Raw genomic sequence first — 24,292 nt, forward strand, 5'->3', positions numbered from 1 at the left:
GCCATTCTCACTTTCTACCCCAAACGGGAAATTGAAACTAGGCTCTTTAACAACTTCTTTTTGCTGTATTTTTACCTTTCTACCCCAAACGGGAAATTGAAACGAATAGAAGTATAAGACTGGTACACAAACTGGTTACTTTCTACCCCAAACGGGAAATTGAAACCCTCCGAAAAATGCGGCTTGACGCTCGATTAAGCAAAGTAATATAATCAGTCATACTTTGTAACCTCTTGATTTCTCGTTACCGTATTCTTCGTTATCAACTTCGACCCCCTAGGGTTTTGGCGTAAACGGAGGTCGAAGTTGGGATATTATTTCATAGCCTCATCCAAAACGCAACAAAAAAACCCAACACGCTGGAAAAAAGCCCAAAATAAAATACAAAAAACCTAAGAAAAACTACGCATGAATCATACGACCATCCACCGCCAAAGCCACCTCATGCAAACCTTCAGACAACGTGGGATGACCGTGAATCGTGCGGGCTAAATCCTCACTACTCGCCTCAAACTCCATCGCCAACACCGCCTCACCCAACAACTCCGAAGCCGAAATACCGAACAAATGCACACCCAAAATCCGATCCGTCTGCTTATCAGCCAACATACGAATCATCCCCGACGTATCCCCATGCGCCATCGCCCGACCGCTGGCCGCAAAAGGAAACTGACCCACCTTATACGCCACACCTGCCGCCTTCAACTCCTCTTCTGTCTTACCAACCCACGCAATCTCTGGCCACGTATAAATCACCCAAGGCATAACATCATAGTGCATTTCCGTCTTCTGTCCGGCCAAACGTTCAGCCACCATAATCCCCTCCTCAGACCCCTTATGCGCCAACATCGGCCCCCCAATCACATCACCCACCGCATAAATACCACCAACACCCGTCCAACGTCCCGAATCCACCTTCACAAAACCGCGCTCATCCACCTGAACGCCCACCCCTTCCAAATTCAAACCTTCCGTATAAGGCTTACGTCCGACCGCCACCACCAACTTATCCACCACCAACGACTGCACAGTGCCGTCTTTTTCATACGACAAATGCACCTCACCGCCTTTCACCTCAGCCGCGGCCAACTTCGCGCCCGTATGAATCGTCAAACCCTGCTTATTAAATTCTTTCAAAGCCGCCGTAGCGATTTTCCGATCAACAGGAGCTAAAAACGTGGGCAGAGCTTCCAAAATCGTCACCTCACTGCCCAAGCGCGACCACACACTGCCCAATTCCAAACCAATCGCCCCTGCTCCGATCACGCCCAACCGCTTAGGCACAGACGCAAAAGACAAAGCCCCCGTTGAATCCACAATCAACTCCCCATCCACAGGCGCGATGGGCAAGCGAGCAGGAACAGACCCCGTCGCCACAATCACATTCTCAGCGCGAACCGTCTCCACAGAACCGTCCGCCTTCGTAATCGCCACCTCATTCGCCGACACAAAACGCGCCGCCCCTTCCAAACGAGTCACCTTATTCTTACGAAACAGCCCCGCGATGCCCGAAGTCAAATTTTGCACAATCTTATCTTTCCGCGCCAACATCGTCGCCACATCCAGTTTCAAACCATCCACTGCGATGCCATGATCCGCCGCATGTTTTTGCAAATGTAAAAAATGATGAGACGAATCCAACAACGCCTTAGAAGGAATACACCCCACATTCAAACACGTACCACCTAAAACATTCGCGCCTTTTGGATCAATCCATTTTTCCACACAAGCCGTCTTAAAACCCAACTGCGCGCAACGAATAGCCGCCACATAACCTGCGGGACCCGCGCCGATCACCAACACTTGAAAATCAGACATAACACAACCTCAAAAAAAACCATGAAGAAGAAAACCGCCCCGCTTCAACCTTCTCCCCTCCCAGCGACAGAGGGGAGAAAACGGGAATGGACGAAAAAAAAACGCTTTAAAGTTCCAACACCAAACGGGCGGGGTCTTCAACTGCCTTTTTCACCGCCACCAAGAACTGCACCGCATCGCGGCCATCAATAATACGATGATCATAAGACAAGGCCACATACATCATCGGACGGATGACCACTTGTCCATTTTCAGCCACAGGGCGTTCCACAATATTGTGCATTCCTAAAATGGCACTTTGTGGGGGATTCAAGATAGGCGTGGACATCATCGATCCAAAAATACCGCCATTCGTGATACTAAAAGTCCCACCGGTCAAATCTTCAATCGTCAATTTCGCATCGCGGGCTTTTTTACCGAGATCAGAAATAGACTTCTCCACATCCGCGAAAGACATCGCATCCACATCGCGTAAAATTGGCACCACCAAACCGCGAGGCGAACTCACCGCAATCCCAATATCATAATACCCGTGGTAAACAATATCATCCCCTTCCGTAGACGCATTAATAATCGGGAATTGCTGCAAAGCCGCGACAGCCGCTTTAGTAAAAAACGACATAAAACCGAGTTTAACCCCATGCCGTTTCTCAAAATCATCTTTATACTTATTCCGCAAATCCATAGCGGGCTTCATATTAATTTCGTTAAACGTCGTCAAAATCGCATGTTCCTGCTGCGCATTTAACAACCGTTTAGCCGCACTCTTACGCAAGCGCGTCATCGCCACACGCTCTTCTGACCGTGCGCCGACAGGAGCGGGCGTAACAGGAGCAGCCGTGGTTTTGCCTGCGATTGCGCCTAACATATCCGCTTTAGTCACCCGATCCCCTTGATGTGGCACAGAGGCAGGCGCAATTCCCGACTCACTGGCCAACTTACGCACCGCCGGGCTTGTTTTCGGATCACTGGCGGCCGCAGCAGGCGCAGCAGCCACCGGTGCAGCCGCAACAGGCGCAGGCGCAGCGGCCGCAGCCGTCCCCACACTCACCCGACCCAATAACTCCTCACTGGCCACTATCTCGCCCGCAGGCTTGACAATCTCAGTCAACACCCCCGCTTGACCCGCGACCACTTCCAAGACCACTTTATCCGTCTCAATATCAACCAATTTCTCGCCTTCGGCAACTGCATCACCGGGCTTTTTATACCATTCCAACACCACCGCTTCAGCCACAGACTCAGCCAAAACAGGCACTTTAACTTCTTCAACAGACATTATTATTTTCCTTTTGGTGGACTAAAAAAACCAAACACCCGACAGAAATTCCCCAAAAAACTCCTGTCGGACTCAAAAAAACTAAGCAGTACGACGTTTAGCCGACCGCTCATCCAACTGCAACGCATCATTCAAAAAGTCAAGCAACTGCTGACGATGCACCTGCAACGACCCCACCGCCGGCGAAGCCGAAGCAGGACGGCCAGCATACTCAATGCGGCCACTCTCCTCATGACCCAAATTCACATCCATGTGCGCCCGCATATACCACCACGCGCCTTGATTACGTGGTTCTTCCTGCACCCAAACCCGATGCTTCACATGAGGATAACGCGCCAACACCTCAGCAATCGCCTGTTTAGGATACGGATAAAGCTGTTCTAAACGAATAATCGCCACTTCATCAATACCATGTTCCTCGCGGGCTTCAACCAAGTCGTAATAAACCTTACCGCTACAGAACAACAAACGATTCACTTTCTCAGGGACAATATTTGGATCGACTTCATCGATCACCACCTGAAAACCGCGATCCGTAAATTCCTCAAAATGCGACACGGCGCGTTTATGACGCAACAAACTCTTAGGAGTCATGACAATCAAAGGCTTACGATAAGGACGCAACATCTGACGACGCAACATGTGGAAACACTGCGCGGGCGTAGTAGGATTACAAACCTGAATATTATCCTCTGCACACAACTGCAAATACCGCTCTAAACGCGCTGAAGAATGCTCAGGCCCCTGACCATCATAACCATGTGGCAACAACATCACGAGACCGCTCAAGCGTCCCCATTTCGACTCAGAAGAACTAATAAACTGATCAATCACCACTTGCGCGCCATTGGCAAAATCACCAAACTGCGCCTCCCAAATCACCAAGGTATGCGGATCAGAAGAACTAAAACCAAACTCAAATCCTAAAACCGCTTCTTCGGACAACAGCGAATTAATCACCAAAAAATTCGCCTGCTTATCCGACAACTTACGCAAAGGCAAATACGTTTCACCCGTTTCCGCTTCATGTAAAACAGCGTGACGATGGGCAAACGTACCGCGTCCACAATCTTGACCTGACAAACGCACCGGAGTCCCTGCTTCCAACAAACTGGCATAAGCCAACGTCTCCGCACACCCCCAATCCAATGGCAACTCACCCAATCCCATTTTCCGCCGCGCATCCATCAATTTCGCCACACTGCGATTTAATTGGAAACCGTCGGGCAATGTTGTAAAACGTTTAATCAAATCTTGCAACACATCAAGGGAAATCGTTGTGTCACATTCCTGTGTCCAATGCGTACCGACAAACGGCCGCCAATCAATCATATTCTTAAATTCCAAACTCACCGGACGCGACACCACATCCTTTGTTTTCAAAGAAGCGCGATACTGTTGTAACATCAGCTCGCCTTCTTCTGGCCCGATAATGCCCTGCTGTGCCAACTTTTGCGCATACAAGGCTTGGGTTTTCACTTGCTGATTAATCTTGCGATACATAACAGGCTGTGTCGCGGCGGGTTCATCGGCTTCGTTATGCCCGTGGCGGCGATAGCATACCAAATCAATTACGACATCCTTATTAAACGCCATGCGATAATCCATGGCCAAGCGTGTCACAAAAATCACCGCTTCCGGATCATCTCCATTCACATGAAAAATCGGCGACTGCACCATTTTCGCCACATCAGTACAATACAAAGTCGAACGCGAATCCAACGGATCACTGGTGGTAAAACCAATCTGGTTATTAATCACAATATGCACCGTACCGCCCGTGCCATAACCGCGAGTTTCGGCCAAATTCAGCGTTTCCAAAATCACACCTTGACCGGCAAACGCCGCATCCCCGTGAATCAAAATCGGCAACACTGAATTTTTATTATTGCCGCGGCGTTCTTGTCTGGCGCGTACAGAACCTTCCACGACAGGATTAATAATTTCCAAATGCGACGGATTAAATGCCAAGGCCAAATGCACATTGCCACCGGGCGTACTGACATCAGAAGAAAACCCTTGATGATATTTCACATCGCCAGAGCCTTGTGTGCCTTGGTGTTCTGTTTTGCCTTCAAATTCTGAAAACAAATCTTTAGGACGTTTACCTAAAATATTCACCAACACATTTAAGCGTCCGCGGTGCGCCATTCCGATCACCACTTCCGCCACACCCAAACCGCCCGCCCGCTGAATCAAATCGTCTAACAAAGGAATGGTACTTTCGCCCCCTTCCAAAGAAAAACGCTTCTGACCCACATATTGCGTATGCAAATAATCTTCTAAACCTTGTGCTGCCGTGAGACGTTCTAAAATTTGTTTTTTCGTCTCCACATCCAGCTTAAACTCTCCCTTGGCCCCTTCTAAATACTGCTGAATCCAACGTTTTTGCGTGGTATCGGTAATGTGCATGTATTCTGCACCGATAGTATTGCAATAAACTTTTTTCAACAACGCGATCACATTGGACAATTTTTCGCGTTCCGTACCATATAATGACCCCGTGTCAAAGGTCGCATTCATATCCGCCGCGGTTAAACCGTAAAACTCAGGGTCTAAATCAGGGACAGCATGACGCTCTTGCAAGTTCAAAGGGTCTAATTGCGCCCGCTGATGTCCACGAAAACGATACGCATTGATTAAACGCAACACCGCTGCTTGCTTTTTCGCAAACGCCGCCAGCATCGCCTCATCAATGACTCCACCTGAGCTGCGTTGTGGCTTATAATCGGTATAGCGAGCTTGAATCGGTAAATGAGGTACTTCAGGCTGTGACAGCGGTTGTTCTTGTTGCAAGCGTGCGAAATACTGCCGCCAGCCGACATCGACTTGTTGGGGATCAATCAAGTAGGTTTCGTACAATTCATCAATAAAGTCAGCATTATAGAGATAGCTTTGTGTATCCATTTTTGTTCCTATCAAAAGATGTTTTGGCTCACTGGATCATTTTATCAAAGTATAATGATAAGTTATTTGTTATCATAAATCGAAGTTTATTTGTACGGCTTGTCTTAGTCCATACCCTTAAACTCAAAAGCAGGTGATTCATCGTGACAACATCCCGTATTGTAAGGGATTTTACGACGACTTCCTGACTTTTACGGCCTGGGTTCAACAAAAAAATAACCGAACTCCGGCCAACTCCTCACCAACACTCAAAACAACGTAAAGGAAATACATTATGAAACAACCCGTTCGTGTTGCCATCACTGGAGGCGCAGGTCAAATTTCTTATTCTTTACTGTTTCGCATTGCCTCAGGCGAAATGTTGGGCGCGGATCAGCCCATCATTTTACACCTGTTAGAAATGCCTGTGGCCTTAGAAGCCTTAAAAGGTGTGGCGATGGAAATTGATGACTGTGCTTATCCGTTGCTGCACGACATCGTCATGAGCGACGATTTGAAAGTCACGTTTACCGACGTAGAATATGCGTTATTGGTCGGTGCGACTCCGCGTGGACCTGGGATGGAGCGTAACGACTTATTGCGTATTAACGGCGACATTTTCACCAAACAAGGCAAAGCCTTAAACGATTACGCCAAACGCAATGTAAAAGTGTTGGTCGTCGGCAATCCAGCCAATACGAATGCGTATATTGCGATGAAATCCGCGCCTGATTTAGACGCGAAAAATTTCACAGCCATGACACGTTTAGACCACAATCGGGCATTAAGCCAATTAGCGGCCAAAACAGGTTCACGTGTCACTGACATTAAGAAAATGGTCGTTTGGGGCAACCATTCTGCCACACAATACCCTGACATCAGCCATACAACTGTAGCAGGCAAAGCGGCAAAAGAGTTAGTGGATCAAGAGTGGATCGTGAATGATTTCATCCCCACCGTACAACAACGTGGTGCGGCGATCATTAAAGCACGTGGCAAATCCAGTGCGGCATCGGCAGGTTACGCGGCGTTAGAACACGTGCGCGATTGGGCGATGGGAACAGGTGACAATTGGGTGAGCATGGCGATCCCCAGCGATGGCAGTTATGGGATTCCCGAAGGCTTAATTTACTCTTTCCCTGTGACCACGAAAGACGGCGAATACAGCATTGTACAAGGTTTAGAGATCGACGAATTCAGCCGCGCCCGCATGGATGCCACCCAAAAAGAATTAGAACAAGAACGCGATGCGGTAGCTGATTTATTGGCTTAATGGCGAGTTTTTAAGGCTTAATTAAAAGCCAATTCAATAGGGATAACATCGGTGGTGGTGTTATCCCTTGTTTATTACCGCCTCTGCATAATCACAATATATTCATTATTCATGGTGCTGGCGGTTTTTCCTATGATATTGCTTGGGCTGTTTTTGCTGGGCATTCTTTTGTTGGGTATATTTCTGATGAAAGTATTTTTATGTTCAAATCCATGTGCTTGAAACAATGATTTTGTTATTTCATCGGTTTCCAATATCACCTCTTTGACTCTCCTATTTCCCACAACATAACACGCATAGCCGCCTTTTTTTATCACTTTTGCAACATGCGCAATCGATTGGCTATAATCAACATAAAAACTATAAACCTCTTTGGCTCTTTTCTCGTCTAATTCGGCTATTTTTTCAATCGCCTCATCTATGATTTTAACCCCTAGCTTAGTCACATTTCTGGCCTTTCCGCCCATCAGTTGGTTATCGATTTGACTGGCGTTTTCAATGCCAAGCCATTGATTTGATAAGCGAGAAAATTGGCCGTATGCCACTGTTGTTTTACTGTCGCCATAAGGCGGAGAGGTGACGACAATATCAATAGAATTATCGTCTATTTTTTCAATATTTTCAGAAGAATTAAACGCATAAATAACAGCTTCAACATCCTTTCTTTTCTCGATATAGTCTTTTAATCCTTTTCTATTGCGCGCTAATTTAGAATTAATCATTCCAAATACATCAGGATTAAATTTATCCCGTTGTTTTTCTGGCATTCGATAAAGTTTAAATTCACTATTTCTTGTCAAGCTGCTTTCTCTAATCGTTTCACTGAATGCCACCCAGAAAAATTGCTTAATCTTTTCATCTTTAATATTATCTATAAAAGTTTTAATTATTGCTAATTTTTCTTTAGTTTCATTTTTAAACCAAAAATCAATATTTTTAAAATCAGGAACAACAACATTAATCGTATTGATGCCAAAATTCAGCGAAAATAAAAACGCATTAAATTCTTTTAAATATAAATCTAAAATTGGCAATTCTATTACCGTCGTTTTAGCTTCAGCAATTAATCTTGCCATTGGATTTAAATCCGTCCCAAAAGCGTTAATTCCTTTTAAAGTGGCCTCGACCAGAGATGTTCCCGTGCCGCAATAGGGATCAAATAACCTTATTGCATTTTTACCATAAAGATTAATTAATCTATTTGCAATTTGAGGAATCATCATTGCGGGATAATTATGATAACAATGGGTATATTCTTTAACATTAGCAGTTCTAAAATCCCAAGAAGTATCTAAATATTTGTTTTCAGTTTTCATGATTTATATATCTTCTATTTTTTGAAACAATAAGTGTAATTTATCTTCAAATATTCTAAAACCTGTTCCATGATTTCTTGCCCTAGTTTTTTTGTCATATCGCCTCATCAATGACTCCACCTGAGCTGCGTTGTGGCTTATAATCGGTATAGCGAGATTGACTCGGTAAATGAGGTACTTCTTCTTTACTGTTTCGCATTGCCTCGGGCGAAATGTTGGGCGCGGATCAGCCCATCATTTTACACCTGTTAGAAATGCCTGTGGACGCGAAATACTTATTGCGAAAATATGGCAAAACTGAAGGCTTGCGCACACTCGACGCAATGTATTATATTTTGTGACACAGAACGAGGGATTTGCAGTATTGCAAATACAAAAATGACAACTATCACTGCACAACACTTACAATCTCTATTTTCTTCTATTTCCGAAGTCATGAGCCGTGATCATTATCGATTGCAACGGCAGTTACGCGATTGGCAACAATATCTTAAACATAAAAAACCCATTCCAGCCGATCAATATGAAAATTTCTTACAAGCCATTGCGCGTTCCACGCAAGAAAAACAACAACGGATTCTCAATTGTCCGGTGCCAGCATTTCCTGAAGAATTACCCATTTCTATGCACAGAGAGCAAATTGGCGAATTAATTAAACAGCATCAAGTGGTCGTTATTGCAGGGGAAACGGGATCGGGAAAAACCACCCAATTGCCAAAGATTTGTTTAAGTATTGGTCGGGGAATGCGCGGCTTTATTGGCTGCACCCAACCGCGACGAATTGCAGCGCGAAGTATCGCCCAAAGAATCGCCGAAGAACTCAATCATCCTTTGGGACATGCCGTCGGTTATAAAGTGCGTTTCACGGATCGAACAAGTCCGCAAAGTTATATTAAATTAATGACCGATGGAATTTTGTTGGCCGAAACGCAAAATGATCGGTTTTTAGAACAATATGATACGTTAATTATCGACGAAGCCCATGAGCGTAATTTAAATATTGATTTTTTATTAGGTTATTTAAAACAAATTTTGTCTAAACGCCCTGATTTAAAATTAATTATCACCTCTGCCACCATTGATACGCAGCGTTTTTCTACGCATTTTAATCATGCGCCTATTCTTGAAATCTCTGGCCGAACTTATCCTGTTGAATTGCGTTATCGTCCGTTAATGAATGAGGATGAAGAACAGCAAGATCGAGATTTACAACAAGCCATTATTGATGCAGTTGAAGAAATTAATCAACATGATCGTCAAGCCAATATTTTAATCTTTTTGCCCGGCGAACGAGAAATTAGAGAAACCACCGACGCATTAAGCAAACATAAATGGCTTAATACTGAATTATTGCCGCTTTATTCGCGTTTATCAGTAAATGAACAAAATCGCGTTTTTTCTCCCAGTCAAAAACGCCGCATTGTGCTGGCGACAAATGTCGCAGAAACCTCGTTGACGGTGCCGGGCATTAAAGCGGTGATTGACCCTGGTTTAGCCCGCATTAGCCGTTATAGCGTGCGTAATAAGGTGCAGCGTTTGCCCATTGAAAAAATCTCCCGTTCCAGTGCGGATCAGCGTAAAGGACGCTGTGGGCGGATTGCGCCGGGCTTATGTATCCGTCTTTATTCGGAATTGGATTATCAACAACGCCCTGAATTCACTGAACCTGAATTATTACGCACTTCATTAGCCTCCGTTATTTTACAAATGTTATCGCTGCATTTAGGCGATATTTATCATTTTCCATTTGTGGAAATGCCCACGCCGAAAATGATTAATGATGGCTTTACTTTATTAATTGAATTAGGCGCGGTCAATGCGAAAAGACAATTAACCGAATTAGGCAAACAATTAGCCCGTTTGCCGATTGATCCGCGTATTGGGCGCATGATTTTAGCGGCAAAAGAGGAACATTGTTTAACCGAAATGTTGATTATTGCCAGTGCATTAAGCATTCAAGACCCGCGTGAGCGTCCTTTGGATGCTGCCGCGGCGGCTGATGCCGCGCAATTGGCTTTTATGGATGAGCGATCTGATTTTTTAAGTTTTCTTAAATTATGGACAGCCTATGAACAGCAATCGCAACATTTATCGAATAATAAATTGCGCCAATGGTGTCACGATCATTTTATTTCTTATTTGCGAATGCGAGAATGGCATGATATTCATCAACAATTAAAAACATTGGTGCGCGAATTAGGTTGGATATTAAATCAAATTGAAGCCGATTATATCGCCTTGCATCGTTGTTTATTGTCGGGGTTATTGGGCAATGTGGCCACTAAATCAATGGAAGATTATTATCAAGGCACACGGGGTTTAAAGATTTATGTTTTCCCCGGTTCCAGTTTATTTAAAAAACAACCGAAATGGTTATTGGCTTCGGAATTAGTAGAAACGTCAAAATTATATGCGCGTTGTGTGGCGAAAATTGAGCCAGAATGGGTGGAACAAGTCGCCGGAGATTTATGTCAACGACATTATTTTGAACCGCATTGGCAAAAACGCACCGGACAAGTCGGCGCATTTGAACGCGTCACTTTATACGGCTTAACGTTGGTGGCAAAAAGACGCATTAATTATGGCCCTAAAGACCCCGTATTGGCACGAGAAATTTTTCTTCGTGAAGGATTAGTCGCGGGAGAGGTTTTAACCAATGCCGCTTTTTTTCGTCACAATCAACAATTAATTCAAGAGATACAAGAATTAGAACATAAAGTGCGGCGACAAGATATTTTAGTCGATGAACAACAATTATTTGCTTTTTATGATGCGCGAATTCCAGAGGGAATTTATAATATTCATGATTTTGAACAATGGCGTAAATTAGCAGAAAAAAATAACCCAAAATTATTATTTTTAACGCATGATGATGTGGTTTCTCATTCTAACCATCAAATTGCACGGCAACAATTCCCTGATCATTTGCAATTACACGGCGTATCTTTACCTTTATCTTATCATTTTGAACCAGGACATGATCGAGATGGTGTCACCGTCACCATTCCCACCAGCTTATTAAATCAATTAACGCCTACGCCATTTGAATGGTTAGTGCCGGGGTTATTAGAAGAAAAAATTACGGCATTAATTCGCAGTTTACCCAAAGCATTAAGACGGCATTTTGTACCCGTGCCTGATGTGGCTAAAGCGGCGACTTTGGCCTTAATGGAAAAAATGGGCAATCCCCATACGCCAACGGGATCATTATTGACGGAATTAACGCTTTTTTTACAACGCCATTTAGGTGAACCTTTACCTGAAAAACCATTTCATTTAGACAGTTTACCTGTGCATTTAAATATGAGTTTCTTATTGGTCGATACCGAAGATCGGGCATTGACATTAAGCCGAGATTTATTGCAATTAAAAGCCAAATGGGGCGATCAAGCCAGTGCCGAATGTCAAAAAGTGATTGCTGCTCATAGCGGCATCGAACGCACGCATTTAACCCGCTGGGATTTTGGCGAATTGCCGTCGCAAGTGTCTTTAATGTTAAATGGGATCGATATTCCAGGATTTCCCACTTTATTAGACCAAAAAACCCATGTTGATTTAAAAGTAGTGGACAGTCCACAACAGGCTGAACATTTATTTTATGCGGGATTGCGACGGTTATTTTTATTAAATTTACCGTTAAAGTCTTTATTAAAACAACTGCCAATTGATCACCGTTTATGCTTGCAATATAGCAAAATTGGACGCTGTGAAGATTTAAAACAAGAGCTATTAGAAAAGTTGGTAGAAACACTTTTTTTAACCGCGCCTTTACCGCGCAATGCGCAGGCTTTTTTACAACGGCTGCAAACAGGACAACCGCGTTTATTACCGTTGGCTGCGGAAACGGCACAGCAACTCATTAAAATTTTTGATATTTATCATGAACTCACGCAAAATTTAAATAAAAGCAATTCCGCGCCGCCGCATCCTGCTTTAGCCGAAATTCGCAGCCATTTGGACACCTTAATTTATCCACACTTTATTCAAAATACGCCTTTATCCCAAATTAATCATTTAGCCCGCTATTTAAAAGCCATTCTAATTCGTTTAGAACGCTTAACCCATTCTCCTCATAATGATGCCAAACGCGCCACACAAATGGAACGTTATTGGTCAGCGTTTCGCTCCACTCGTGAACAGCTAAAAGCCACGCCTGATCAAATTGAACAATTTCGCTGGTTATTAGAAGAATTGCGCGTGTCTTTATTCGCGCAAGAATTAAAAACAGCCGTGCCTGTTTCTATTGAGCGCGTGGATAAACTTTGGACGGAATTAAAACAAATTCGTTAAATTTTTTACATCCCCTGATTTCACGTTGACAATAACCAAAGGTGTGTACTATTTTTAATAAGGCCAACACCGATTGATTTGGCTTTGTTTCAAAATAAAATAAAGTGCGCTACTGACATCATTTTGTCATTATTTTTTGTTAAACTCTCAACACCCTTAATCTGGGCTTTTAAATTTAAAACGTATTTGATGTAAAGCTGCGAGTGTGATCATGATGTCCTCAGAAGCAGAACTATTGGCTAAAGAATTAGCTAATTTAGAAAATCGCATTGTTGAAACAATGTCTAATCTTATTTTGGAGCGGACTTTTATTCCGCCTGAGTCCTCACTGGAAGATGTGGGTAAATTGTTTATTGCGCATCCTGATTTGCATTCTTTGCCCGTCGTGCAGCAACAAATTCCAATTGGTATCGTGCATCGTTATCAATTAATGGATGTTTATTTAAGCAGTTATGGGCGTGAATTGCACGGGCGTAAACAGATTGTGCGTTTTATGGATGCCAATCCGTTAATTATTGAAAGCCATTTACCTATTGAAATCGCCAGCCAATACATTACCAATAATATGCAACATCCCATTGCACAGGATTTTATTATTGCCGAAAGTGGGCTTTATCGCGGTATGGGAACGGTGATGGATTTGTTGCGTAGAATTACGGAGATTAAAACGCAAAAATATAATCAAGCCCTCGCCTTAAAAGTGCAGCAATTAGAACAGCGCACGGCTGAATTAATGATTACCACCATGCGCGCCGAAGCCGCCACAGAACAAGCTTTAGCCGCCAATCACGCTAAAAGCCGTTTTCTGGCGAATATGAGCCATGAATTGCGTACCCCTATTAATGCCATTCTGGGTTATAGTGAACTGCTATTAGAAGAGGCAGAAGAACAGGGAGAAACGGAATTCGCAGGAGATTTATCGCATATTTTGCAAGCGGGTAAGCATTTGCTCAGTTTAATTAGCGATATTTTGGATATTTCCAAAATTGAAGCGGGTAAAGTGGAATTGCATTTAGAGTCATTTCATTTTCAAGAATTGTTGCAAGAAGTGGCTAGTACTATTCATCCCATGTTGCGCTCGAATAATAATGTGTTGGCAATTAAATGTGATTATTTCGACCATTTACATGCCGATCCCATGAAAGTGCGCCAATGCTTATTAAACTTGTTAAGTAACGCCAATAAATTCTCTAAAAACAGTGAAATTTTATTATTTGCTGCACCTGAGAAAGAAGGCAAACAAGACTGGATTGTTTTTGGTGTACGCGATCAAGGCATTGGGATAGATGCAGAGAAAATTCCGCATTTATTTGAAGCCTTTACTCAAGCCGATAATTCGGCCACACGTCGTCATGATGGGGCAGGTTTAGGTTTAGCCATTACGCGCCATTTTTGTGAATTAATGGGTGGCTCTATTCAGGTAGAAAGTGAATTAGGCAAAGGCAGCACTTTTATTATTCGTTTGCCAGTTCATGTCTCTATTGAGAAAGATAAAAAGAAAAAGAAGAAAAAACTAGAATCTCTCCCCTCAGAAAATGAACTTCATGCGGAAAAATTGGCTGATACTTTAAATTAAGCCATTAATACACCATGATGTAGTCACTCTTAACTTAATCCCTCTCAAACGATTCAAGAATTACATGTAGAGAGGGTTTTAAGTGCAAATATTGAATACCAAAAATGGCATTGTTTTTTTACAGTTGCTCGTGCTAGAATAGTCTGCTTTAGTCACGCGCCCGTAGCTCAGTTGGATAGAGCGTTGGCCTCCGGAGCCAAAGGTCAGAGGTTCAAATCCCCTCGGGCGCGCCACTTTATCGTTGTAAAATTTTTATGAAAACTTTCGTTTTCCTAGATAGATTCACTTAGAGTTAAAGGAAAACAAAATGAACAATAATAACGCGCAATTTATCTCACGTTTACGCTGGCATTGTCGGCGGGGAATGCGAGAATTAGATTTGTTATTAACTCGTTATTTAAATGAACATTACCCCGAAGCCAGTGCAGAAGAACAACTGGCATTTCAAGAGTTATTAGAATTGCCTGATCCAGAATTATTTTCTTACGTGATTGGCAAGGAAACCATTCCTAATCATTATTGGGTGCAAATTCTCAATAAAGCCCGCCTTCCATCTTAAAGCCAAGAAAACCCAATTTCCTGCAATAACTGGCTGGTTTCATACAAAGGCAATCCCATAACACCTGAGTAACTGCCTGATAAATGACAAATAAATGGCGCGGCCAAGCCTTGAATGGCATACGCGCCTGCTTTGTCCAATGGCTCACCGGTGGCAATGTACGCTTGAATTTCCGCCAGCGTTAAAGGGCGAAACTCCACTTCACTGATGTTAATCTGGTGATAACACTGGGCGTTATGTGCGACAGCTACAGCGGTCATGACGTGATGCCGTTGCCCTGACAATTGTTGTAACATGTCTTGGGCTTCTTGCGGGCTGTCGGGTTTGCCGAATAAGTATTGGCGATAAACCACCACCGTATCCGCCCCCAACACCCAAGCCGTCTTATCTTGACACTGGGCGTAACCCGCTTGGGCTTTTGCGCGTGCCAAACGTTGTACGTAATCATTGGCCGATTCGTGAGGAAAGCGACTTTCATCAAGATCAACACTGAACTGTTCAAACGGGACGCGAATTTGTCGCAACAATTCAGCCCGTCGCGGAGATTGGGAGGCGAGGTATAGGCGCATCAGTCACTCTCTATTCTTAATTTAAACGCTCTAAACGCTGTTGAATCGTGGCAAGATCACGTTCTGTTTGCGCGTGATTGGGCTGGCGTTCTGCCAGCATTTGCGCAATACCCAGTGCGGATTGATAAGCCGCTCTCGCTTCTGCGGTTCTGTCCAACAGACGCAGTAAATCACCCATTTTAAACCAACTAAATAATTTTTCCCGTTGCAACGCGATGTTTTCATTGGGTAATTCTTCGCGTAAGCTCAATGCAGCGCGATAATGGGTCAACGCGGCTTCGTAATCGTATAAATCTTGTTGGGCTTTGGCGACTTTGTCGTGACTGATCGCCAAATCGCGTTGTTGTTGTACCATTTCGGCACTGAGCAACGGATCAGTATTCTCCATGCGCCGACGTTCGGCTAATTGTTGCGCTAATGTTAATGAGTGTTGATAAGCGATTAATGCCGCTTCTTTATTTTTTAATAAAGACTCGACATCGCCCACATGTTCATAGCTAATAGACAGATCGCGTTGTAAGGTTAAATTTTCCTGATCGTGTTGGGCTAATTGTTCGGTTAATGCAAGGGATTGACGGTATGCGGTTAATGCGTCTTCAGGTTGTTCTAAAGCCAGATAAGTTTTAGCTAAATAATCATGCGTTAATGCCCAATCGCGTAAATTGACGCTGTCTATGCGGGTGGCGAGTAATTGGCGCGTATTAAGTGCATTTTGATGTTGAGTTAATGCGGAGGCAAAGGCTTCATTTTTAAAATGAATTTGTCCCATGAGATCGTATAATTCGGCTAAAGACTGTAAAGCTGCTAAATGATCGGGTTGATAAATTTGTTTTTGCCATAAGGCTAAGGCTTTCTCAGCCTGTTCTAACGCTGAGGGATAATTGGCTTGTTTTTGATAGACTTCTGCTAAATGACGGTGCGTATCTGCCAATGCCCATTGTGCCTCGCTGGAGGGAAAATCTTGGTTTATTTTTTCCCGTAAAGCTAAGGCTTTTTGATAGGAAATAACCGCAAGGTCTAATTGTCCCAAAGAATGCTGTACTTGGGCAATTTGGCGATAACTTTCTGCTTGATCTTGCAGCGATTGTTCACTGCTGTATTGGGCTAATTGTTGAAATAATTGTTGTGCTTTTTGATAATGTGATAAGGCGGATTGATTTTGATTTAAGCGGTCTAATAATTGGGCAATGGTTTGGTGTAATGTGGCTTTAGTGCGTAGGGATGGATGTTCTTGATTGCCCCATAATTCCATGTGATCTAAAGCGTTTTGATAAAAATGAATGGCACTGGAAAGATGCCCCAATTGACGCTGTAAATCTCCCTGTTGCTGCAAACTGCGAATCAATAAGTGATTAAATTCAGGTGAATGTGGCGATTGTTGTAACGAAGTCTGCAATTGTAACTGCACGCCGCGATAATGTTGTAACGCCTGCTGCCATTCGCCTTGTTGTTGGTAAATATCGCCTACGTTCAAGCCCGTTTCAGCCAATAAGCGCACGGTCGGCAGCGTTGACTCCAGACGATGTAATAAAGAATACGCTTGTTGATACGCTTGCAAAGCCGCTGAAGATTGCCCTAAACGCTGTTGTAAACCGCCAACTTCTTGATAACTCAGGGCTAAAGCCCGTTGGCTTTCTCGCGTGACTTCCTGTTGTTGCTTGAAATAAGTCCAGCCATATCCGCCAAGTACGACACTGGTCACCGCCACTCCTCCAATCAAACTGAGGGTAATCACTGCGCGATTGCCACCTTGGGCTTGCGGAATCGGACGGGGCGGAAGATGCCAGCGACTGAATAAATGGTGCATGACCGCCAATAATTTACGACTGGCTTCAGTCATTAATTGCTGATGGTGTTGTTTCTGAATAAGACGCGCTTGGCGAGATTCGGCGCGAGTCGCGGCGGTGGACGATGTTCCCGTGATTTGCAGGGCATTTAGCGTTAAGAATTGTTGCGCTCGCGGCCAGTTTTCAATTAACACCAAATGGCTTAATTGTAAATAATGCCGTTGATCTAATATCAAATAACCCTGTTGCAATAAACGATCAATTAATTGTTGATGCCATTCACTGCGAATTAAACGCCGTTCACTGACATAACGCAAACGATAACTGCCTATGGGCGAAGGTTGTGATAAAGCGCGCCATAATTCAGCGATAATCACTTGTGATTCTGGGGATAATTGTTGATAAAAAAGTTCTAATTGTTGTGCAATTAATTGTTCACTAATCGGCGTTTGCTGCCACGCGGCTGCGCTGAAGTATTGCCCTTCACGGTGTTGATATAATTGTTGCAGCCCTAAACCTAATGCACTGAGTACGGGTAAAGTGGCTAATGTCGCTTGAACCATTTGTGCCTTTAACTGACTTTCATTGTCCTTAATGGTTAAGCCCGTTAATTCTAAAGTGTGTTGGAGAATTTCTTGTATCTCTTCATTGCTTGGCGCGGGTAACGCATAATGTCCCGCCGTCGCAAATAATTCTAACCATACCGTTTGCCCTTCTAAAAAATGACGACTGGCTCTGCTATCCAATGCGGCAATAATCCACACGTGATCGCTGGTTAATAAGGCTTTTAAGGTATAAATAAATTGATGGCGTAAAGTGGGCGTTAATTCTTCCAGTAAAAAATCTTCTAACGGATCGATAAATAAAATAATTTTCGTGGGCGAATTCGTTTTTTCCGTCGCACAAGACGCGCTTAAATCACTGAGTAAATGGCAGGTGGTGCGAAGTAATAAACGCACAGTATCCGGATGTTCGCGTAATAATTGCATTAATTCATCGGCATTAAGTGACTGGGTTTTACTTAATTCAGGTAAGGCTTGTAATAAGGCCTCAGACAATTGACCGAATACATCAGCACTGCGGGCGTGTAACGACGCATGTCGCCATTGGGTGTCTTCTTGGGCGAACAACCGCGGCAAAATCCCCGCTTGCAACAAAGAAGTTTTACCGCTGCCGCTTTGACCACTGATGACCAAACAAGGGTAATGCTTGTCGGCCAAGGCTTGTAATTGGGTGATCACCTCATTGATGACCGCATTACGCCCCGCGAATAAAGGCGCGTGCGTCAACGCATAAGGGCATAATCCCGGCAGTGGTGAGGCTTCATGTAAACGTTCCATTTAGAACCTATCCAAAACGATTAACGGTAAATGGGAATTGCAAAATTTATCGGACTTGTCGGGCGATAAATGCCGTTTTAGCGGATAACTCCAGTGAACAGACCCACTTATAAGCCAAATTTAATGTATCACCTTGCGCATATACCCCATGTCCCCGCACCACGGCCACCGGATGCCCTATTAATGCCGTAGAGACTTGTTCTGGCGCATCCGCCACGTAGCGGGCGTAAGGAATCGATAACACCGGCACGACGGGAAAATAATAATGTCCTTCAAAATCAATAGGCACAAAATCTTTACCGTCCATCGTCAAGGCCACGGTGTAAGGGTTATGGCTATGCAATACAGCTTGGGCTTGGGGATTTTTTTCATACACCGCCAAGTGTAACGGCGCATCCAGAGAAGCACCGGCAGGCGGTTTTTCTCCCAAATGGCATTGAATCAAATCTGACACGGTCAAGGTATCCGCACACGCACCGGTGGGCGTAACCCAAACCGTTTGTCCAGAGCGCACTGAGGCATTGCCGCTGTGAGAATCATTCAATTCGTATTGCCGTAACCAACGATAACACATCACCAGTTTGGCGCATAGATCGTAATCGGAATAAGTGTTAAGCACCGCGCACCAACCCCACTTCGACTTGTTGCCGTACAAGGTTGCCTTTGAGCAGTTCAACCAACGTCAATGCGAAATCTATCGCTGTACCAGGACCGCGAGAGGTGACCAGCCGCTCATCCGACACCACGGCATCGGGTAATAATTTAACCTCGGGATAGTGTTGGCTGTCTAAAACGCCCGGATAACAAGTGGCATGACGATGTTCTAACAATCCCGCATCAGCCAACACTTTTGGCGCAGCACAAATAGCCGCTAAATAACGGCCAGAACGGTAGGTTTTTTCTAAAATCTTATGAATGCGTGGGTCGCTGTTGAGTGCTTCCGTCCCGCCCAAGCCGCCGGGCAACACCACCATGTCAAACGAACGATCAACCACTTGTTCTAAGGTGGTATCAGGGAGCAAAGTAACTCCGCGACTGGCTTTGACGGGACGAGAGTCTAGCCCAGCAGTGACAACATCAATGCCCGCACGGCGCAGAATATCAATGATGGTCACTGCTTCCATCTCTTCACATCCTTGCGCTAAAGGAACTAATACTGTGATCATGTTTACCTCTTTTCGTTTGTCGTTGTGGGCGAACACGCCGATTCGCCCAACACCGCAATCACCTTACATTTTGCTGCGTCTGGACTCAATAATACTTAACCCTTTGAGCAAATTTAACGCTTCATGCACGGCGTAATCTGTTTCTAACAAAGGGGTTTTTTCCTGAGTGGTCTCTGTGGTTTTGTCTGTGCTTGTGGAGTCTGGGGAGTCGTCAGATTCTTTAGATTCCTCAGATGCTTTGGAATCGCTGGTTTTTTCAGAATCGCTGGGCTTACGACCGTCCAAATGACCGGCCAAATTGGCTTCCGTCACACTGAGATCAATATCTTGGGCTTTGGGTTTTAATTCCACCGATCTTAATTCAATATCTGGCTCGATGCCCTCAGCTTGAATAGAACGACCCGAAGGGGTGTAATAACGGGCAGTGGTTAATTTTAAAGCCGCGTTATTGTTCATATTAATAATCGTTTGAACTGAACCTTTACCAAAGGTTTTATTTCCCATAATAATAGCGCGTTTATGATCTTGTAAAGCCCCGGCCACAATCTCCGATGCTGAAGCTGATCCCGCATTCACCAACACCACAATAGGCGCGCCTTCTAAGGCATCTTTGGGTCTGGCCTTGAATTTTAAATAGGCATCGGGTACGCGCCCTTCGGTATAGACGATCAGGCCGTCATTAAGAAAAGTATCAGAAACCGCGACTGCCGCATTTAACACACCACCGGGATTATTGCGCAAATCTAAAATTAACCCTTTCAACTCACCTTGGTTTTCCGCTTTCAATGTGGTTAAGGCTTTGCTTAAATCGTTGGCGGTTTGGGCTTGGAACTGGCTAATGCGAACGTAAGCATAGCCCGTTTCTAACAATTCACTGCGTACACTTCTGACTTGAATAATGGCGCGTTCAATGGTGATTTGTAAGGGTTTATCTTCATTTTCGCGCACAATCGTGAGACGGATTGAGGTGCCGGGTTTACCGCGCATTACTTTGACGGCATCGCCTAAACTCATCCCTTTCACGGGTTGATCGTCTAAACGCACAATCATATCTCCGGCTTGTATCCCGGCGCGTTGTGCGGGGGTGTCGTCAATGGGCGCGATCACTTTGACAAAACCATTGTCCATGCCCACTTCAATGCCCAATCCCCCGAATTCTCCCGTCATGCCAATTTGCAATTCTTGATAGGCTTCTTCGTTGAGATAATTAGAATGGGGGTCTAAACCGGTCAACATGCCTTGAATGGCATATTCTAACAAGGTTTTGTCATCAACTTCTTCGACATAATCGTTTTTAATGCGTTGAAACACTTCCGTGAAAGCGCGTAAATCTTCAAAAGGAATTGCGGTATCAGACGGTGTGTCCCGATTGGCCAACACGCCGCTGCCCAACGCAATAAAGCCCCCCAGCAGCGCGCCTGTGAAAAAATTAGACAAAGACAAAACTCTCATAATCACTGCGCGAGAACTCTGCCCATGCAGAGTAGGGATAGCACCGACTTGTTGAGTCGCCTGTCTCGCTTCCTCCGTTTTGTTTTGTGCTATCTTATGGAATATATTAATAATATCTAAATTTTACGTTTTTAAGGTTGCAACCACGGTCGGGGATCGATGGGTTCGCCTTGTCTGCGTATCTCAAAATACAATGCGGATTGAGGTTGGCCGCCGCTGTCGCCGACGCGCCCGATGACATCGCCCGCATTGACCCAATCACCGACTTTGACTTCAATACTTTGATTGTAACCGTATAGCGTCATATAGTCATGTTGATGATCCAAAATGATCAGTAAACCCAAGTTGCGAAACCACTCCGCAAACACCACCCGCCCTGCGGCCACTGCGCTAACTTTTTCTCCCAAATCAGCCGCAATTAATAATCCTTGCCATTTTAAACGACCCGCCCGCGCCTCACCAAATTGACGTGCGATTTTCCCTTCTACGGGCAAGGGCAGTTGACCACGAAGTTGGTGAAATGGGGGTGTATTAGGGCGAGGTAATTGCTTGATAACGCTGTCTAATCCACCTAACAGCGTACTTAAACGTTGTTTATCTTCTTGTAAACGCTTTAATTCAGCTTCTTGACTCGAGATTAATGCGAGTGTGTCGGTGAGAAGGCGTTGGCGTTCTAATTGGGTGGTATCTAACGCCATTTTACGATGATTTAAGTTATTAATTAATTCGTTAAGACGATTTTTTTCTTGTGCGATGGCTTTCTCTAGGGTTTGAATTTGGGCTAAGGTGTCGTTAATGGCTTCGATTTGATCGGCGCGGGCGCGATTAAAATAATCATAATAAGTTAATAAGCGTCCGATATGGTCGGGGCTTTCTTGATTCAGCCATAATTTTAAATAATCTTGACGACCAATTAAATAAGCGGCACGAATTTGTTGTGCTAATACATTGCGTTGTGCGGTTAATTGTTGTAATTGTTCGGCGCGTTGTTGTTCTAATTCATCCAGATTGACTTGGCAAGCGTGGCGTTCGCGTTCCAATTGCTGCATACGTTCTACGATTTTGCCGATGGCTTCTTCTTGTTGTTGTAATTGTTGTTGTCGTTGTCCGTATTCGGTTTGGGTATCGTGCATTCGGCTTTGCAGTGTGCGAATACGAATTTCCAATTGTCGCAATTGTTCTGGGCTGGGAGCCAGCGGGTCGTCAGCCGCAATACTCGCCACAAAAACCATTTCCAATGACCACAATAAAAATAAACACCAGACAATCACATTACGCCCTTTTTCTCTGTTTCTATTAACGAGACAGCGAACAATAGCCCGGTATTTGTGTAACATCCACATGGTCAATTTGCTCAGGACGTAAAAACTTTTCTGCATATTTTAAATACACTTTCTCATGAATAAAAACATCAAATAAATCAGGGTCAATATGGTGGTCTAATTTCATTCGTCCTAAAATCGTTAAAGCTTCGGATAACGTCATGGCTTTTTTATAGGGGCGATCTGCGGCGGTTAGGGCTTCAAAAATATCTGCAATGCCCATGACGCGGGCTTGCACTGACATTTGTTCTCGTGTTAAGCCTTTAGGATAACCTTTACCGTCCATGCGTTCATGGTGTCCGCCGGCATATTCTGGCACATTGCGCAAATAACGCGGGTAAGGCAGAGCTTCTAACATATTGATAGTCGCCACAATGTGGTAATTAATCACTTGGCGTTCTTCTGGGGTTAAAGTGCCGCGGGTAATGTTGAGATTGTACAATTCATTTTCGGATAAAAATGGCTCTTCAATTCCCTGTGGATTCACCCACCGTTGCGTCGCAATCTGTTCGACTCTGGCCTTGTCTTTATCGGCCATAAATTCACTGCCAATATTGCAACGACGGAGAAATTCTCGATCTTCATCTAAACGCGCTAATTGTTCAGTTAAAATCTTTTGTTCGGCGGCTTCATCAAAAAATTCTCCCTGTTTTAATGCCGTGATTTGGCGTTGTTGTTGGGCGAGAATTAAATCCCGTTTTAACACTTCAAATCGGGTATCAATTAAATGAATGCGATCAAAAATGGTTTCTAATTTGGTCGCTTTATCCACCACATATTCCGGCGTGGTAATTTTACCGCAATCGTGCAACCAGCCGGCCACTTTTAATTCATAACGATCTTCATCACTCATGGTAAATGCTTTGAGTGGCCCCGTTTCTACTGCGGCCGCGGCTTCGGCTAACATACTGGTTAATTCAGGCACGCGCCGACAATGCCCGCCGGTATAAGGGGATTTGTCGTCAATGGCGTTAGCGATCAATTCGATAAAGGCTTCAAATAAAGTCCGTTGTTCTTCCAATAAGCGTTGATTCACCAAGGCCACCGCGGCTTGAGAAGCCAAGGATTCCACCAACTCTTGATCAAACGCACTAAAAACCGTGATTTCTCCCGTGCATGGATTACGTGCATTGAGCAACTGTAAAACACCAATCACCTCATCTTCGTTGTCTTTCATCGGCACGGTGAGAAAAGATTGGGAGCGGTAGCCGGTTTGTTGATCAAATTTGCGGGTGCCGGAAAACTCAAATTCAGTATTGCTGTAAGCGTCAGGAATATTAATGGTTTGCCCGCGCAACGCCGCGCATACGGCCACCATTTTTAAATTGGGTTCGCCTTGTTCCGTGTACATAGACAAGGGAGGAAATGGGATTGGTTCGCCGCTGGTGCCGCCTTTGCGAATGCCGAGACTGTCGGTAAACATAATTTCAAACTGTAACTGATTACCCTCTGCACGGGTGTATAAAGTACCACCGTCGGCAAATGTAATTCTTTTTGCTTCTTCTAAAATACGTTCCAATAAGCGCGTGCCGTCCTTTTCGGCCGACAAGGCCACACCGATCTGATTCAGTGCTTTTAACCGTTCTAATGGTTCTATCACGTTTCTGTCGGTATAACGAGGTTTCATAAGCGCAGTGACCTTAGAGAAGAATGGCTTTT

Annotated in this window: 15 protein-coding genes, 1 tRNA gene and 1 CRISPR repeat array (1 of these 17 cut by a window edge); of the genes, 5 read left to right on the forward strand and 11 right to left on the reverse strand. The window is 44.3% G+C overall.

Going from position 1 to position 24,292, the window contains the following annotated elements:
* Positions 1–166: a CRISPR direct-repeat array (repeat unit 28 nt; unit sequence CTTTCTACCCCAAACGGGAAATTGAAAC) (it extends 1,464 nt beyond the left edge of the window).
* 236 nt (positions 167–402) lie between these two features.
* The 3 genes from lpdA to TPSD3_RS08100 form a co-directional block, all read right to left on the reverse strand.
* Positions 403–1,818: a dihydrolipoyl dehydrogenase gene (gene lpdA, locus TPSD3_RS08090; RefSeq protein ID WP_086488053.1), complete on the reverse strand. Its 1,416-nt coding sequence runs from the start codon at positions 1,816–1,818 to the stop codon at positions 403–405.
* A 106-nt stretch (positions 1,819–1,924) separates the two neighbouring features.
* Positions 1,925–3,097 carry a 2-oxoglutarate dehydrogenase complex dihydrolipoyllysine-residue succinyltransferase gene (gene odhB / locus TPSD3_RS08095; protein ID WP_086488054.1) on the reverse strand — a complete coding sequence of 391 codons (1,173 nt, stop codon included), beginning with the start codon at positions 3,095–3,097 and terminating at the stop codon, positions 1,925–1,927.
* Positions 3,098–3,178: 81 nt separating this feature from the next.
* Entirely contained in the window at positions 3,179–6,004 is a 2,826-nt protein-coding gene (locus TPSD3_RS08100; RefSeq protein WP_086488055.1) for a 2-oxoglutarate dehydrogenase E1 component, read from the reverse strand.
* A gap of 274 nt (positions 6,005–6,278) precedes the next feature.
* Here TPSD3_RS08100 and TPSD3_RS08105 point away from each other — a divergent pair, with 274 nt between their 5' ends.
* Entirely contained in the window at positions 6,279–7,256 is a 978-nt protein-coding gene (locus TPSD3_RS08105; RefSeq protein WP_086488056.1) for a malate dehydrogenase, read from the forward strand.
* Positions 7,257–7,330: 74 nt separating this feature from the next.
* On the opposite strand, the gene TPSD3_RS08110 is transcribed toward TPSD3_RS08105, so the two are convergent.
* Entirely contained in the window at positions 7,331–8,572 is a 1,242-nt protein-coding gene (locus tag TPSD3_RS08110) for a TRM11 family methyltransferase (RefSeq protein WP_086488057.1), read from the reverse strand.
* Between the two features lie 378 nt (positions 8,573–8,950).
* Here TPSD3_RS08110 and hrpA point away from each other — a divergent pair, with 378 nt between their 5' ends.
* The 4 genes from hrpA (at position 8,951) to TPSD3_RS08130 (ending at position 14,997) form a co-directional block, all read left to right on the forward strand.
* A complete protein-coding gene (hrpA, locus tag TPSD3_RS08115) occupies positions 8,951–12,862 on the forward strand; it encodes an ATP-dependent RNA helicase HrpA (RefSeq protein ID WP_217884400.1) in 3,912 nt (1,303 codons plus the stop codon).
* Between the two features lie 211 nt (positions 12,863–13,073).
* On the forward strand, positions 13,074–14,438 hold the full coding sequence (locus tag TPSD3_RS08120) for an ATP-binding protein (RefSeq protein ID WP_086488058.1): 1,365 nt from the start codon (positions 13,074–13,076) through the stop codon (positions 14,436–14,438).
* A 156-nt stretch (positions 14,439–14,594) separates the two neighbouring features.
* Positions 14,595–14,671, forward strand: a tRNA-Arg gene (locus tag TPSD3_RS08125).
* A gap of 74 nt (positions 14,672–14,745) precedes the next feature.
* Positions 14,746–14,997 carry an FAD assembly factor SdhE gene (locus tag TPSD3_RS08130; RefSeq protein WP_086488059.1) on the forward strand — a complete coding sequence of 84 codons (252 nt, stop codon included), beginning with the start codon at positions 14,746–14,748 and terminating at the stop codon, positions 14,995–14,997.
* Here the strand turns inward: TPSD3_RS08130 and TPSD3_RS08135 are convergent.
* From TPSD3_RS08135 to TPSD3_RS08165, 7 genes are all read right to left on the reverse strand, one after another.
* The gene (locus TPSD3_RS08135; protein ID WP_086488060.1) at positions 14,994–15,566 is read right to left on the reverse strand and encodes a Maf family protein; all 573 of its coding nucleotides are present in this window, start codon (positions 15,564–15,566) and stop codon (positions 14,994–14,996) included. The two genes, TPSD3_RS08130 and TPSD3_RS08135, sit on opposite strands and share 4 nt — an antisense overlap.
* Positions 15,567–15,582: 16 nt before the next feature.
* Positions 15,583–18,693, reverse strand: a complete 3,111-nt coding sequence (locus TPSD3_RS08140; protein ID WP_086488061.1) for an ATP-binding protein — start codon at positions 18,691–18,693, stop codon at positions 15,583–15,585.
* Positions 18,694–18,739: 46 nt separating this feature from the next.
* Positions 18,740–19,312: a class II aldolase/adducin family protein gene (locus tag TPSD3_RS08145; protein WP_245391545.1), complete on the reverse strand. Its 573-nt coding sequence runs from the start codon at positions 19,310–19,312 to the stop codon at positions 18,740–18,742.
* Positions 19,305–19,859: a DJ-1 family glyoxalase III gene (locus TPSD3_RS08150; protein WP_086488062.1), complete on the reverse strand. Its 555-nt coding sequence runs from the start codon at positions 19,857–19,859 to the stop codon at positions 19,305–19,307. The genes TPSD3_RS08145 and TPSD3_RS08150 overlap by 8 nt, the downstream gene beginning before the upstream one ends.
* Positions 19,860–19,922: 63 nt before the next feature.
* Positions 19,923–21,311, reverse strand: coding sequence for a S41 family peptidase (locus TPSD3_RS08155; protein ID WP_086488063.1), 1,389 nt, complete (start codon positions 21,309–21,311; stop codon positions 19,923–19,925).
* 131 nt (positions 21,312–21,442) lie between these two features.
* A complete protein-coding gene (locus TPSD3_RS08160; RefSeq protein ID WP_176329789.1) occupies positions 21,443–22,648 on the reverse strand; it encodes a murein hydrolase activator EnvC family protein in 1,206 nt (401 codons plus the stop codon).
* Positions 22,608–24,260: an HD family phosphohydrolase gene (locus TPSD3_RS08165; protein ID WP_086488065.1), complete on the reverse strand. Its 1,653-nt coding sequence runs from the start codon at positions 24,258–24,260 to the stop codon at positions 22,608–22,610. The genes TPSD3_RS08160 and TPSD3_RS08165 overlap by 41 nt, the downstream gene beginning before the upstream one ends.
* Positions 24,261–24,292 lie beyond the last annotated feature (32 nt).

The sequence above is a fragment of the Thioflexithrix psekupsensis genome, from assembly GCF_002149925.1.
Classification (GTDB): Bacteria; Pseudomonadota; Gammaproteobacteria; order Beggiatoales; family Beggiatoaceae; genus Thioflexithrix; species Thioflexithrix psekupsensis.